Source organism: Burkholderia sp. MSMB617WGS (assembly GCF_001532025.2).
Classification (GTDB): domain Bacteria; phylum Pseudomonadota; class Gammaproteobacteria; order Burkholderiales; family Burkholderiaceae; genus Burkholderia; species Burkholderia savannae.
Window position 1 is genome coordinate 2,574,103 of the sequence record NZ_CP013457.1, and the last position, 13,660, is coordinate 2,587,762.

Below are 13,660 nucleotides of genomic sequence, written 5' to 3' on the forward strand. Positions count from 1 at the left end.
GCCGGCAACTGCAAAAAAATCCCGCAACGATCCCGGCAAAAACCGAGCCGGCAATTATACCCGATCGCTTCGTGGAAGCGATCGAAAACGCCAATCGCGCATCAAACCGGCTGCGTGTGGAACATGAACCAGCCGAGGCAGAGCAGGCCCGCGAGCACGCAGTACAAGCCGAACGACGCGAGCCGCCCGCGCCCTTCGAAGTAGCGCATCAGGAAACGCACGCTCAGATACGCGGCAATCGCGGTCAGCACGCCGCCCAGCAGCGCGTCGGCGAGTTGATCGGGCGCATGAAAGAGCTTCGGCAGTTCGAGCAGCCCCGCCGCGAAGATGATCGGCGTGCCGAGCAGGAACGAGAATTCCGCCGCCTTCTCCGCCGTGAGCCCCGCCGCGTTGCCGGCGATCATCGTCAGGCCGCTGCGCGAGAAGCCCGGGATCAGCGCGCCGACCTGCGCGAGACCGACGAAAAACGCCTGCTTGAACGTCAGCTTTTCGGGCGGTTGATGCGCGCGCGCGCGCTGGATGCGATCGCCGAGCCACAGCAGGATGCCGTTGACGATCAGCGCGATCGCGACGATGCGCAAGTCGTGGAACACCCGCTCGATGCGTTTTTCGAGCAGCAGCCCGACGAGCCCCGCGGGAATGGTGCCGATGATGAGCGCCCACATCAAATGGCCCTCGTCGTTCTTGCGCCCGTTCAGCGACGCGAAGAAGCCGGCGATCAGCGCGATCCAGCGCTCGCGGAAGTACCACAGCAGCGCGAACGCGGTGCCGAGGTGCAGCGCGACGAGGAACGGCAGCAATTGCGGCGCATGCTTGTCGATGTGCATGCCGAAAAGCGCGGGGACGAGGAGCGTATGCCCCAGACTGCTGACGGGAAAGAGTTCGGTGACGCCCTGCAGGACGCTCAGAAATACCAGAAACCAGAGGCTCACGCGTCGGTCCTTTTGTCGGAGAGGGTTAAGCGAGGAGAACAGACGGAAACGGCGTCGTGCGGATCGCCGCGCCGCCCGAAAAACCGCGCCCCGATTATGCCGAGCGAGCGTGACCGCGCCAAGGCGTTTGGCGCGAATCGGGCATCTGGCTAACAGCCAGATACATCTTTAATTCAATTGAAAGCTTGAGCGAAAGCGAATTGCCGCGCGTCGCGACAATGCTTCCCGGACGACAGGCGGCGAATCAGCGGCCGACCTTGTAGAAGAACAGCACGGTGCTGCCGGTGAACATGCCGAACAGCGTAAGGGCCATCGCAGTTGCCAGATCCATGTTCGCTCCTTGTTAGATACAGATCCGGCGCTAAAAAAATGACCGGTCCGCGTCATTGTCCTTACAGCTTGCCATTTTTGACATTCTCGGTTTCCCGCATGCGCGCTTTCCCGTAGCCGCCGTCATCTGCCGCACCGACGCGCCGCCCCGGCCCGCGGCGATTCCGCTATCCTTGGCGGCCCTACCCCAGAGAACGCCGACGGCTGCCATCATGCCTTCTTTTCAGAACCAGGACATCCTCGAACTCACCGCCGGCGCGTCGCTCGCGCGCGTCGCGCCCCAAGCGGGCGGTCGGCTGCTGTCATGGAGTATCGGCGGCGCGAGCATCGTCTTCTGGCCGCAAGCCGCAGACTGGTCCAATCCGGCGAAGATCCGCGGCGGCAATCCGCTGTTGTTCCCGTTTCTCGGCCGTCACCGGGTCGACGGACGAATCGGCTTCTGGCGCGACGGCGCGGGCGTCGTCCGTGAACTGCCGATGCACGGCTTCGCGCGCGATCTGCCGTTCGACGCGCAAACGGACGCCGACGGCCAAGGCGTCACGCTGACGCTCGAAAGCAGCGATCGCACGCGCGCCGGCTTCCCGTTCGAATTCCGCTTCGCCGCACGCTACCGGCTCGTCGACGAGCGCACGCTCGACGTCGAGCTGACCACGACCAATCTCGGCGACGCACCGCTGCCGCACTATGCCGGCCATCATTTCTATTTCGCGCTGCCGCACGCCGAGCGCGCGTCGACCGTGCTCGAGCTGCCGCCGACGCAACGCCGCCGCCAACTGGACGACGGCTCGATCGGCGCGCCCGAGGCGGGCCTGCCCCGCTACACGCTCGACGACGCGAGCATTCTCGATCGCTTCCACTGCCTGGGCGGCGTCCCCGCCGAGCCGGTGCGCGTGCTGATGGCCGGCCGCGGGCATGCGGTCGAGATCGACCTGAACCGCCCGGGCTCGGCGCCGTGGTATGCGGTGACGACGTGGACCGAGGCGCCCGGATCGGATTTCTACTGCGTCGAGCCGTGGCTCGGGCTGCCGGACGCGATTCACAACGGCCTCGGCCTGCGCCACGTCGCGCCGGGCGCGACCGAAACCGCTGCGCTGCGCATTCGCGTGACGCCGCTCGCGTAACGGTTTCGGTCGCGCACACCCCGCCATACCCCGCCCGACATCGCGCGGCAGCCTGCTCCAAGCGGCTGCCGCGCCGGCCCGCTCGGCCCCCGCTCGCGCCTTCCGAGCGCCTTCCGAGCACCCGCTTGCGCCGCCCTGCCGCCCCGAAACGGCGGGCTCGCCGCCGAACCCGTTAAAATCAGACGTTTTTGTACCCACCGCCGCGCCGTCGCGGCGGTGCCCTGCGAGGTTCAATGTTGCTGAAAACAACGAGACGGCTCGTCGTCGCATCGCTTGCCGCACTGCTCGCCGCCTGCGGCTCGGCGCCCGTCGGCCCCGGCTTCTACCGGGTCGAGCGCGGCGACACGCTCTCCAAGATCGCGCGCGCGAACCGCCAGCCGGTCGCGAACATCGTTCGCTGGAACCAGATCACCAATCCCGACGCCATCGAAGTCGGCCAGGTGCTGCGCGTCGCGCCGCCGCCCGGCGCCGCATCGTCGTCGGGCGCGACGAGCGCGTCGCGCAGCCCGAGCCGCCCGGCGCCGTCGTCGCCCGCCACGTCGTCGGCTCCGTCCGTGAAGCCCGCGTCGAACATCTCGCTCGTGTGGCCCGCCGCCGGCAACGTGATTCGCTCGTTCGACGGCTCGAAGTCCAAGGGCGTCGACATCGCGAACACGGCGGGCACGCCCATCGTCGCGGCGGCGGCCGGCACGGTCGTCTATGCAGGCAACGGCCTGCGCGGCTACGGCAACCTGCTGATCGTCAAGCACAACGCCGATTTCCTGACGACGTACGCGCACAACCGCGCGCTGCTCGTGAAGGAAGGCCAAACGGTTGCGCAAGGGCAGAAAATCGCGGAGATGGGCGATACCGACAACGACCGCGTCTCGCTGCACTTCGAGCTGCGCTACGGCGGCCGCTCGATCGATCCGTCACGCTACCTGCCGTCGCGCTGACACGGCGCGACGCTTCGCGCACGGCGCAGCGCGTCGTGCGCATTCCGGCGTGAGCCGGGCGATCGGATCAAGAAAACGATCAGCGTTTGCGCAGCCGGCCGTGCAGACGGCCGGACACCGGATCGACGTGGCGCGCGAACGCCACCAGCGCGCCGATCCCTATCACGCTGAGCCCCGTAGCTATCAGAAACAGGTCCATGGTCGTATCTATCGTTGGTGAAACGATCATACGCAGCATTTGTAGTTTGCGCATGACCGTGCTTTCTAGGATCGACCCTAACGAGTGAGCGTAGGCCCGGCGATTCGGTGTACTGTGCGTCGAAACGGCACACGAAAAAACGACCGGAGACGCCCGATGCTGCCCCATGCCGCCAGTTACGCCGAGCTCGTCGACCGCTTCGCATGGCGCATTCCAGCGCGCTACAACATCGGCGTCGACGCTTGCGACAAGTGGGCCGACGGCAGCGGCCGCGTCGCGCTGATTCACGAGCATGCGGACGGCGGCGTCGCGCGCTACACGTTCGACGACCTGAGGAGCGGCTCTAATCGGCTCGCGAACAGCTTTGCGCGCGCGGGCGTGAAGCGCGGCGACCGGATCGGCATCCTGCTCGCGCAAGGCCCGGAAACCGCGATCGCCCACCTGGCCGCGTACAAGCTCGGCGCGATCGCGGTGCCGCTCTTCACGCTGTTCGGCGCGGACGCGCTCGAATACCGCCTCGGCGACAGCGGCGCGGCCGCGCTCGTCACCGATCGCGCGGGCTACGAGAAGATCGCACCGCTGCACGCGTCGCTGCCGTCGCTCGCGACGATCTACTGCATCGACGGCGCGCCCGATCTCGCCGAGCCCGGCGTGCTCGCATTCGATGCGGCGCTCGCGGCCGAGTCGGACAAGTTCGCGCCCGCGGACACGTCGGCCGACGATCCGGCGCTCATCATCTACACGTCCGGCACGACGGGCAAACCGAAAGGCGCGCTGCACGCGCACCGGGCGCTGCTCGGCCATCTGCCGGGGTTCGAGATGTCGCAGAACCTGTTTCCCGCGCATGCGCGCCTGCTCTGGACGCCCGCCGACTGGGCGTGGATCGGCGGGCTCCTCGACGTGCTGCTGCCGTCCCTGCATCACGGCGTGCCGGTGCTCGCGCGCCGCTTCGAGAAGTTCGACGGCGCGGCCGCGTTCGAGCTGCTCGCGCGGCACGGCGTCACGCACGCATTCCTGCCGCCGACCGCATTGAAGCTGATGCGCGCCGCCGTCGCGCAGCCTAGCGAACGCTACGCGCTCGCCCTCGAATCGGTCGCGAGCGGCGGCGAATCGCTCGGCGCGGAACTCGTCGCTTGGGGCCGCGACGCGTTCGGCGTGACGATCAACGAGTTCTACGGACAGACCGAATGCAACGTCGTGCTGTCGTCGTGCAGCACGCTCTTCGAGCCGCGCACGGGCACGATCGGCAAGGCCGTGCCCGGGCATCGCGTCGCGATCGTCGACGATGCCGGCAACGCGCTGCCGCCCGGCGTCGAAGGCAACATCGGCGTTCGCGCGCCCGATCCGGTGATGTTCATCGGCTACTGGCGCAAGCCCGACGCGACGCGCGAAAAATTCGTCGGCGACTATCTGCTGACGGGCGACGTCGGGCTCGCCGATGCCGACGGCTTCGTCCGCTTCGTCGGCCGCAACGACGACGTGATCACGAGCGCCGGCTACCGGATCGGCCCGGCTCCCATCGAGGATTGCCTGCTCAAGCACCCGGCGGTGCGGATGGCGGCCGTCGTCGGCGTGCCGGACGCGACCCGCACCGAGATCGTCAAGGCGTTCGTCGTGCTGAACACGGGCCACCAAGCGAACGACGCGCTCGCGCGCGAGTTGCAGGAGCACGTGAAAACGCGACTCGCCGCCCATGAATATCCGCGTGCAGTGGCGTTCGTCGACAGCTTGCCGATGACCGCGACGGGCAAGATCATCCGCCGCGCGCTGCGCGATACGTGACGTGCGTGACGTGCGTGACGTGTGCGACGCGCGTCGCGCTCGCCGCATGGGCGCCGTATGTCGAGCGGCGCGCCGCGCGCGAGCGACGAGCACCGCGCGCCGAAACCGCCGCAAAATCCGCACCGAAAGAACCGCGAGACAGCGCCGGCGCACGCAGCTCGAGCGCCTTGACCGGCATGCGTACGGCGCCATCCTCCCACGCCGCCGTCCGTCGCGGAACTCGTCCGAACGGCCGAGTCTCGCGGGCCGCGCGAATGGTTTATAGTGGCGCTCACCGTAGTTCAGTCACCCCATTCCATGTCTTCGAACACCCCTTCCTCCGACTCGCAGCACAGCCCGCTCTATCTGAAGCTTCTCGGCGAAACCGCCAAGATCGATTGGTGCGATCTCGAGCGCTTTTTCGCGCAAGGCAAGCTGCTGTCGGTCGCGCGCGATCTCGACCTCGTGAGCGTGGCCGAGGCGATCGCCGGCGACGACAAGGAGCAGGTCACGCGCTGGCTGTCCGCGGGCCATGTCGAGCGGATGCAGGCCGGCACCGCGCAGGATTACGCGACGCGCGATCCCGAGCTGTGGGCGGTGGTCGTGTCGCCGTGGGTGTGCGTGCAGGAACGCACGTAACGCCGCGATGTCCGCCTCCTCCGCTTCCGCGCACTCGGACGAAGACCCCGAGCCGCGCTCCACCGCGAACTGGCACCGCCGCGTGCTCGGTCTCGCGCTGCCGATCATCGCCGCGAACCTCACGCAGCCGATTCTCGGCGCGGTCGACACCGCCGTCGCCGGCCATCTGAGCGGCCCGCAATATCTCGGCGGCGTCGCGCTCGGCGGTCTCTTCTTCAACTTCGTGTACTGGGGCTTCGGCTTCCTGAGGATGGGAACGACGGGGCTCGTCGCACAGGCGTTCGGCGCGAACGATCTTGCCGGCATCCGCATCAACGTGATGCGCGCATTGCTGCTTGCATTCGCGCTTGGCGCAGCGGTGCTCGCGCTGCGGACGCCGCTCGTCGGCCTCGCGTTCGCCGCGCTGGGCGGCAGCGATGCGGTGCGCGCGACCGCGCTCGATTACACGCATGCGCGCATCTGGGCCGCCCCGTTCGCGCTCGCGAACTACGTCGTGCTGGGTTATCTGCTCGGCGTGCAGCGCGTGCGTCTCGCGCTCGCGATCCAGGTGTTCGTCAACGTCGTCAACATCGGCGCGGTGCTGCTGTACGTGTATCACTTCGACTGGGGCGTCGCGGGCATCGGTGCCGCCACCGCGACGGCGGACATCGCGGGCTTCGCGCTCAGCGCGCTGCTGCTTCGCTGGCTGAGCCCCCGCGGCCTGCCGAAGATCGGGCGCGCCGAGCTCTTCGATCGCGCGGCGCTTGCACGCCTCGTCGCGCTCAATCGCGACATCTTCCTCCGTACGCTGTGCCTGCTGTCGGCGTTCGGCTGGTTCGCGCATCTCGGTGCGCGGCAAGGCGACGCGACGCTCGCCGCGAACGCGCTCCTCCTCAATTTCCAGACCTTCATGGCATATGCGCTCGACGGCTTCGCGCATGCGGCCGAAGCGCTCGTCGGCGCGGCGGCGGGCGCGCGCAACCGCGATACATTCCGGCAGGCGCTGCGCGCGACGTTCTTCTGGGCGGGAATCGGCGCGCTCGCGTTCGCGCTCGTCTACTGGGGCGCGGGCGGTTGGATCGTCGCACAGCTCACCGATCAATCGTCGATTCGCAGCGTCGCCGAGCGCTATCTCCCATGGGCTGCGCTCTCGCCCGTGATCTCGGTCTGGGGTTTCATGCTCGACGGCGTGTTCATCGGCGCGATGCATACGCGGGCGCTGATGCGTGCGATGGCGGCATCGTTCGCGCTGTTCGTCGCCGCGACGTTCGCGCTCGTCGGCCCGTTCGGCAATCACGGGCTCTGGGCCGCGCTGCTCGTGTTCATGGCGGCGCGCGGCGCGACGCTCGCGCGCCACCTGCCCGGGCTCGAACGAGCAGTCGCGGCAGACGCGCCATCGGCAGCGGCGCGCGCCGCAAGCTAACGCGCGCCTCGCGCCGGCTGCGGCGACGGGCCGCGCCGTACCGCGCCGGATGTCGATGAATGTCGTGTTGCCGGCGGCGCGCATGCATCGCCGGGCGAAGCATGCCGTACGGCGGCGGCGCGGATATGAGCGCCATACCATCGCCCGCTTCGCCGCGAGCGAGCGTGCCGAGCACAGTCCGTTCGCGGCTGACCGAGGCGTTCGTCGAAGCTATTTCGCGGGTGCAGCGGGCGCGCCGCTCGCACCGGGTTCGCCTAGCATCGACGGCGGCGTCATGTCGGTCGGCACGCCCTGATAATCGGGCGGATCTTGCGGCGGCGTGCCACGGCGGCCCTGCCGCGGATCGCTCGCGCAACCGGCAAGCATGGCCGCCACGAGCGCGGCAATGACGATACGGGTCATGAATTTCCTCGGAACGAATGGACGATTGCGCCCCGGTTTCCGCCGGATGGCGCCCGGCGAGTCTACTGGAAATCGGCGCCCGACGACGACCCCGCGCTCCTTCGCGTCCGCGCCCGCATGTCCTACTATGTAGACGTGGCGCTATGCCGGTTTGAAAGGAGGGCTGCCATGGATGCCGAATCGATTGCGGGCCTGATTGGCCTAGGTATCGGGTTGCTGGTGCTCGTCAGTTTGTCGGTGTACGAATCGCGCGAATACAAGCGTACGCACAACGGCGAAGGCATGATCCATCACTGGATGGCCGAGCATCACCTGCTCGACTGGCGGCGCAAGCACTGACGCTCCGCCACTTCTCTTCCACCGTCTCATGCACGACGAACGCGACGCCGCGCGCCGACGTGCGCGGCGCGCTTGCGTCTAGCGCGGGCGGCGCCTGTTCGGAGTCACCACGAATGCCCGCTCGCGGCGAGCAGGAGGGGCGCTGTTTGCGCACCGGAATGCGCGCGATCGCAGCGCATCCCGCATCCCGCATCCCGCATCCCGCATCCCGCATCCCGCATCCCGCATCCCGCATCCCGCATCTCGCATTCCGCATCCCGCATCACACGTCGCACGTCGACCTCGACCGCAACACGACACCGCCCACCGTTTCGATTCGCCGAACGACCGCAGACAAAGCAACGGCACGGCGATGCATGCGCCGTGCCGTCGTTCACGCCCGGATTCGGATCGAGCCGGGTGGCGTCACCGCGGCAGCGGATCGCTCAGGAAGTGGCGCGCGTAGCGTGCGTTGATGTCCGACAGGCGGAACAGCGTCAGGAAGTCCGCGCAATTGAAATCCGGGTCCCACGCGGGCGCGCCGCAGATCTTCGCGCCGAGCCGCAGATAGCCCTTGATGAGCGGCGGCGGAGCGACCTTCGCGCCCGTCCGCAGATCGTCGACGGGCAGCGGCGTGTGCGGAAACGCGCGGTACTCGGGCGCCGTCAGCGCATCGCCGAGCGACTGATAGAGATTCGCCGCGTAGTGGCCGCCGTCGGCCATCGACACGCTCGCGCAGCCGAGCATCGTCTCGTAGCCGTTTTGCAGCATGTAGGTGCCGAGGCCGCCCCAGAGCGCCATGATGACGGCGCCGCTGCGATAGTCTCGATGCACGCACGAGCGGCCGACCTCGACCATCTTCGAGCGCAGGTGCGTGAGACGCGACAGGTCGAACTCGCCCTCCGCGTACAGGCGGCCGACACGCGCGGCCTGATGCGGCGGCAGCACGCGATAGGTGCCGACGACCTTGAGCGTGTCGAGATCGCGCACGAGCAGGTGATCGCAGTATGGATCGAACGGATCGACGTCGAGGCCCGCCGGGCCGCTCACGTGCGCGCCCATTTCGTCGGCGAACACACTGTGGCGCAGACGCTGCGCTTCGCGCAGTTCGTCTTCGGTGCGCGCCCAGGCGGCGCGCAGGCGGAATTCGGCGGTGACCGTTTCGGACGCGCGTGGCAAACGGCGGCGCGGTTGCTCAAGAGACAGCGAGGCAAATGGAAGCGTGGGCGTCGGCAGTTCTCGCATTAGGCATTCCTGGTCGTAAGGAAGGAGACGACATGCCCGCCAATGTAGTAACCGGCCGTGACGCTTACGTGGCAAAACGGTGTCCATTCGGTGACGTGTCGCCGATTTGACTTTAGCAGAAAGCGGAAAATGGCGTTTGATTGCGGCCAATCAGACTAGATCGGCCGAAATGGCCGCACGCAGCACGGTCTGCCCGTTGCCCTCGCGGGCGCGGCTCACAAACCACAGCAGACCGCCCTTCTTGAGGCTCCAGCTTTCGTCCGAACCAGCGAGCAAATACGCGGCGACACTGCCGAGCGTCGGCTGATGGCCGACGACGACGACCGTCGACGCGATCCCGTCCGGCCAACCGGCCGCCGCGAGCACGTCGCCGACGTCGCAGCCGGGCGCGAGTTCGTCCGCGGTCCGATAGTGGTCGGTCAACGTCTCGGCCGTCTGCACGGTGCGCGCGGCCGGACTCGCGAGTACCACCGCGTGACGCTCGATGCGCGCGCGCAGCCATTTCGCGACGGCCTGCGCGTCCTTGCGGCCGCGCGCGGTCAACTGGCGCGCGAGATCGGTGCTCGCGTAGTCTTCGGCTTCGGCATGCCGCCAGAGAATGAGGTTCATCACGAGACGTCTCCAGGATGATGGAAGCCGCATGCCGCGGCTTCGCGGCGCGGCATGCGCGATGTCGCGACATCCGTCATTCTTGCGCAGTCTATGCGCGCGCGTGAGCGATTGCACGCGGAGATTGACCCGATTTGTACAAGAGCGATACAATCATCGATTCGTCGGAGCGTAGCGCAGCCTGGTAGCGCATCTGATTTGGGATCAGAGGGTCGTAGGTTCGAATCCTATCGCTCCGACCACTTATACAAAAGGTTCCGCCGCACTTTGACAGGACCTGTCTAATAGCAAGTCCAATCGGTGTCTAATAAATTGGGCATCTTGATCGCGAGGAAGCCCGCCACCGTGCGGGCTTTTTCATTTTTGGGTGGGACCAATCTCGATACCTAAACGTCGAAATTTGGCTCGCTGATCGCTACGGCGCCTTCTCCCTTCCCAATCACGGTGCTGGCGCTGCAACCATGTCGCCCGCGGGATAGAGCTGCAACATCGCGCGAGCGGCTTCAGCATTCGACGTCGTGAGCCACTCTTCCCAATCGTCCGGCCGAAGTATGACGACCGATCGCTTTTCGTCGCCGGGCTTATGCATGCGCGACATGATGGGATCGCCCTCGGCGTTGACGGTGATCATCGCCATCGTGAGCAGCTCGTTCCCATCCGCGCCCGTCAGCGTACGCCAGATCCCTGCAACACAATACGGCCGCCAGCCAGACAGGCCGATTCGATGCCAGACGTTTCGGCCGGTCTCGTAGCACGGCTCGTAAATCCATTGCACCGGAATCAGACAGCGGCGACCGGCGCGCCACGCCGGCCCGTATAGCGGCGACTTCCCAAGATTGTCGTCACGCACGTTCATCGTGCTACGCATGATCGGCGGCGCTTTGCCCTCAGCCTTCGCTTTATCGATGTTCGCCTTCTGCATCGCACGCGGCCAGTAACCAAACCCCGCGAGGAACGCCTCGACGCGCCCGTCGATCATCGCAACCGTGGGCGCAAGATAGTCCGGGTAGATCTCAGGCTCCCAGGGCGCTCTCTTCCATAGGTCAATCAAGCCAAGCCGAAGCTCGCTGATGCCCGGATCTTCGTCGGGGGCGCGATAGTTGGTGCACACGACGGCACCTCTTTTCAGGGGATGGATCACTTCATCATAGTCCACGATATACTGTATAAACTTACAGGTTTTCTCGTATCACGAAATGATCCTGCCACCGTTCAATCCGCCCAAGCTACCCGAGATGACCGAGTGGTGGACGCGCTGCACGTATGCGGACGTCCAACGGCTGATTCTCGAAGTTCAGCACCAACGCCTCACGTTGTGGGAGCTCCGCAGTTGCATCGCCGATGCGTCGCGGCGGGCTCGCGCAATTGACCCGTCGTTGCTCGAGTATGGCGCGCCGCTACGGAGGCTCGGCTACATTGTCGAGAAGGAAATTGATCGTGCCGCCCCATTCGCCCGTATGCGAGAACCAGTCGCGCCCTTTTCGGACGAGTGGCGTGCCCGCGAAGAGCTCAAGTCCAAATGCTGGGAGTCTCCGGACGACACGCCCCCCGGCACGTCGCCGAAATCGATCCCACAATTTCAGCGGGTAACGTGGGCGGAACTGCGCGAGAAATGGCGCATCGAGGAAGGCAAGAAAGTGGGCCGGCATACGCTCGAGCAGCGCATGGCTCTTGATATCGCATATTTGCGAAGCAACATCGTCGGGAAGTCGCGAAAGCTCGTCGATGCAGCCCGAATTGAAGCAGAGAAAAGCGGAGTGCAGTTGTTCGCTCTCGACCAGTTGAAACGCCTTCTTGAAGCCGAACACGAGGATGAAGCGTTCAGCCATATCGTGTAGTGACGGATAGATGCGAGTGGCTCTGCACCTGACAGATTCACCGGGTGCGGCGTGATTTTGCAGGCATGTACACTATGCGCGTCGAAAATCACAGGGGGCCACGCGATGCCGATCCGCTGCACATTCGTTTTGAACAATCAGCCGACGTCCGCTTTTCATTGCCCAGGCGTAGGCACTCTGCCGGCGTTCTCCGGCCGCAGTTCCGGCCGCGACAACCCGGAAGCAACCGCGATCGAAAAAGTCGGCCCGATACCGAAGGGCGTCTACTACATCGTGGACCGTCAGTCGGGTGGAAATCTCGGGTGGCTCTATGACCTGTGGGGCCAATTCGGGTACGGCACGTCCGATCACACGAAATGGTTCATGCTTTGGAACAGAGACACGGGCGATAGCACGTACGTGGGTAAAGTAAAGCGCGGCGCGTTTCGCCTGCATCCGATTGGCCCAATGGGACTCAGTGAAGGATGTATTACCGTTACCAACACAGCCAGCTTCGAGAGGTTCGCAACGTTCCTCCGCAAGAAGGGCGCGGACCTGACGGTTCCGGGCACCAGCCTGAAGGCCTATGGCACGGTGGAAGTGAAATGAAGAGGCTCGGGAAATTCGCGCTCAACACGATCATTACGCTCGTTGGCGGATGGGCACTCGCCAACTTAGTGATTCGGCTTCCCATCGAAATGCCCGGGTTTCTGGACAATGGCATCCGCGCCGTGCTGAGCCTCACCGGACATCCTGAACTCGCGAACCCGGATGACATGGAGGTACTGGCGATGACGGCGATTCTCATCGCTTCGATCATCGTTGTCGGCATACTCGTCGCCCTTGCGAACATCGCCATTAAGCGATCACTTGCTCGCAGGACGGCTCATTGAGTCTCCTCGAAGCGGCAAGGCATCAGGCCGGAATTATGGGTCGCCACATAAAGCCCCGGCCGAGCGACCGGGGCAACAGAACGAGCTATTTCTTTTCCGGCTCGATCCCCCAGCACTGCCCCGCTCGCTCATACTCAGGAATTGCCTCGGGATTGTGTTTGCACTTGTCGATCGTATCGAGAGCAATCTTGTACCGCTCAACAAGGGGATCGGCAATTGCAGCGATATAGGCCTCGCGCGTTTCCTTGTCCGGAGTATTGCAATCCTCTCCCATGTGTTCGGCCGTCGGCCGTGCTCCCCCGATAGTCTGGAATAGACGCACATCCCAACGAGCGACGCCGTTCGGCCCTGAAACCGTTGTCTCGTATTTCGCTCTCGACGCAATGGCATAGTGAAGCTCGTCCGAGGCCGTATAAACGGTCTTCATACTGCTACCGCCTGAGCTGTCCGTCATCGAAATAGTTTTGGGCAGTGCGCACGAAACAATGGGAAGTGCCGCAAACACGACGCGGCCTCTCATGTATTCCCGGGCCGTGTAGATCGCCAAGTCCCGCGCGAACTGCGCAACGGCGGCCTCGCGCGCGGGCGTGTCGATATAGCCGCTCATGTCATCGAGTTGAAAATTGACGAGCGTCCACTCGCTGATATTGGTAGTCGCCCGATCAAGTTCGTCACCAGTCGGCGGCACACCGCCGTTCTCGGCCATAACGAGTTGGTGCAACGCCGTTCCGTCAATCACGCCCGGATACACACCGATGTCAGCACCCCTTGCCTTGAATGCTTGGCTTAGCGCGTCAATGGTTGCTTGTGCATCGGCAGCAGAGGCGGATGAACTGGCCGACGCGCCAATCGCAACGTCGACCGAAGCCATTGCCTTCGCTTGCTGTGCCTTCACGATAGGCGCGCCGGAATACGATAGCTTAATCGCAGGCCCGGCTAACGATCCGCCGTCGTCGCCTCCTCCGCATGCGGAAATCGCGAGGCAAAACGGAAGTGCCGCCAAGGCGAAGATTTTTTTCATATTTGGTCTCAGGTTCTCAGGTATTGTTCACTTCAT

The 13,660-nt window shown here is 65.3% G+C and carries 15 protein-coding genes, 1 tRNA gene and 1 pseudogene; 10 read left to right on the plus strand and 7 right to left on the minus strand.

Going from position 1 to position 13,660, the window contains the following annotated elements:
• Positions 1-101 precede the first annotated feature (101 nt).
• The gene (locus WT60_RS12565; RefSeq protein ID WP_038749841.1) at positions 102-932 is read right to left on the minus strand and encodes an undecaprenyl-diphosphate phosphatase; all 831 of its coding nucleotides are present in this window, start codon (positions 930-932) and stop codon (positions 102-104) included.
• 542 nt (positions 933-1,474) lie between these two features.
• On the opposite strand from WT60_RS12565, the gene WT60_RS12570 reads away from it, so the two are divergent.
• Together WT60_RS12570 and WT60_RS12575 are read left to right on the plus strand one after the other, a co-directional pair.
• Positions 1,475-2,383 (plus strand): aldose epimerase, encoded by a 909-nt coding sequence (locus WT60_RS12570; protein ID WP_038749839.1) that lies wholly within the window; start codon positions 1,475-1,477, stop codon positions 2,381-2,383.
• 233 nt (positions 2,384-2,616) lie between these two features.
• Positions 2,617-3,318, plus strand: coding sequence for a peptidoglycan DD-metalloendopeptidase family protein (locus WT60_RS12575; protein WP_038749837.1), 702 nt, complete (start codon positions 2,617-2,619; stop codon positions 3,316-3,318).
• Positions 3,319-3,583: 265 nt separating this feature from the next.
• Here WT60_RS12575 and WT60_RS35165 read toward each other — a convergent pair.
• Positions 3,584-3,685, minus strand: a pseudogene (locus tag WT60_RS35165) (heavy metal-associated domain protein); the annotation flags it as partial.
• On the opposite strand from WT60_RS35165, the gene WT60_RS12580 reads away from it, so the two are divergent.
• From WT60_RS12580 to WT60_RS12595, 3 genes are all read left to right on the plus strand, one after another.
• Positions 3,674-5,299, plus strand: a complete 1,626-nt coding sequence (locus WT60_RS12580; protein WP_059580455.1) for an acyl-CoA synthetase — start codon at positions 3,674-3,676, stop codon at positions 5,297-5,299. The pseudogene WT60_RS35165 and the gene WT60_RS12580 sit on opposite strands and share 12 nt — an antisense overlap.
• A 297-nt stretch (positions 5,300-5,596) precedes the next feature.
• A complete protein-coding gene (locus WT60_RS12590; protein ID WP_038749828.1) occupies positions 5,597-5,917 on the plus strand; it encodes a DUF2288 domain-containing protein in 321 nt (106 codons plus the stop codon).
• A 7-nt stretch (positions 5,918-5,924) separates the two neighbouring features.
• Complete coding sequence (locus WT60_RS12595; RefSeq protein ID WP_038749825.1) at positions 5,925-7,319, plus strand: MATE family efflux transporter; 1,395 nt, start codon at positions 5,925-5,927, stop codon at positions 7,317-7,319.
• Positions 7,320-7,529: 210 nt separating this feature from the next.
• On the opposite strand, the gene WT60_RS12600 is transcribed toward WT60_RS12595, so the two are convergent.
• On the minus strand, positions 7,530-7,721 hold the full coding sequence (locus WT60_RS12600; RefSeq protein WP_038749822.1) for a hypothetical protein: 192 nt from the start codon (positions 7,719-7,721) through the stop codon (positions 7,530-7,532).
• Between the two features lie 168 nt (positions 7,722-7,889).
• Here WT60_RS12600 and WT60_RS12605 point away from each other — a divergent pair, with 168 nt between their 5' ends.
• The gene (locus tag WT60_RS12605; RefSeq protein ID WP_038749819.1) at positions 7,890-8,060 is read left to right on the plus strand and encodes a hypothetical protein; all 171 of its coding nucleotides are present in this window, start codon (positions 7,890-7,892) and stop codon (positions 8,058-8,060) included.
• 405 nt (positions 8,061-8,465) lie between these two features.
• Here the strand turns inward: WT60_RS12605 and WT60_RS12610 are convergent, their stop codons facing one another.
• Entirely contained in the window at positions 8,466-9,284 is an 819-nt protein-coding gene (locus tag WT60_RS12610) for a GNAT family N-acyltransferase (protein WP_038749817.1), read from the minus strand.
• A gap of 150 nt (positions 9,285-9,434) precedes the next feature.
• Complete coding sequence (sixA, locus tag WT60_RS12615; protein ID WP_038749814.1) at positions 9,435-9,893, minus strand: phosphohistidine phosphatase SixA; 459 nt, start codon at positions 9,891-9,893, stop codon at positions 9,435-9,437.
• A 165-nt stretch (positions 9,894-10,058) separates the two neighbouring features.
• Here sixA and WT60_RS12620 point away from each other — a divergent pair.
• Positions 10,059-10,135: transfer RNA gene (locus WT60_RS12620), tRNA-Pro, on the plus strand.
• A gap of 197 nt (positions 10,136-10,332) precedes the next feature.
• On the opposite strand, the gene WT60_RS12625 is transcribed toward WT60_RS12620, so the two are convergent.
• Positions 10,333-11,004, minus strand: a complete 672-nt coding sequence (locus tag WT60_RS12625) for an SOS response-associated peptidase family protein (protein WP_060355386.1) — start codon at positions 11,002-11,004, stop codon at positions 10,333-10,335.
• 85 nt (positions 11,005-11,089) lie between these two features.
• Between WT60_RS12625 and WT60_RS12630 the strand changes: the two genes are divergently transcribed.
• From WT60_RS12630 to WT60_RS12640, 3 genes are all read left to right on the plus strand, one after another.
• Complete coding sequence (locus WT60_RS12630) at positions 11,090-11,731, plus strand: hypothetical protein (protein WP_060355359.1); 642 nt, start codon at positions 11,090-11,092, stop codon at positions 11,729-11,731.
• A 105-nt stretch (positions 11,732-11,836) separates the two neighbouring features.
• Positions 11,837-12,319 carry a DUF2778 domain-containing protein gene (locus WT60_RS12635; RefSeq protein WP_060355358.1) on the plus strand — a complete coding sequence of 161 codons (483 nt, stop codon included), beginning with the start codon at positions 11,837-11,839 and terminating at the stop codon, positions 12,317-12,319.
• A complete protein-coding gene (locus tag WT60_RS12640; RefSeq protein ID WP_060355357.1) occupies positions 12,316-12,603 on the plus strand; it encodes a hypothetical protein in 288 nt (95 codons plus the stop codon). The genes WT60_RS12635 and WT60_RS12640 overlap by 4 nt, the downstream gene beginning before the upstream one ends.
• Positions 12,604-12,688: 85 nt before the next feature.
• On the opposite strand, the gene WT60_RS12645 is transcribed toward WT60_RS12640, so the two are convergent.
• Complete coding sequence (locus WT60_RS12645) at positions 12,689-13,624, minus strand: hypothetical protein (RefSeq protein WP_060355356.1); 936 nt, start codon at positions 13,622-13,624, stop codon at positions 12,689-12,691.
• Between the last annotated feature and the right edge of the window lie 36 nt (positions 13,625-13,660).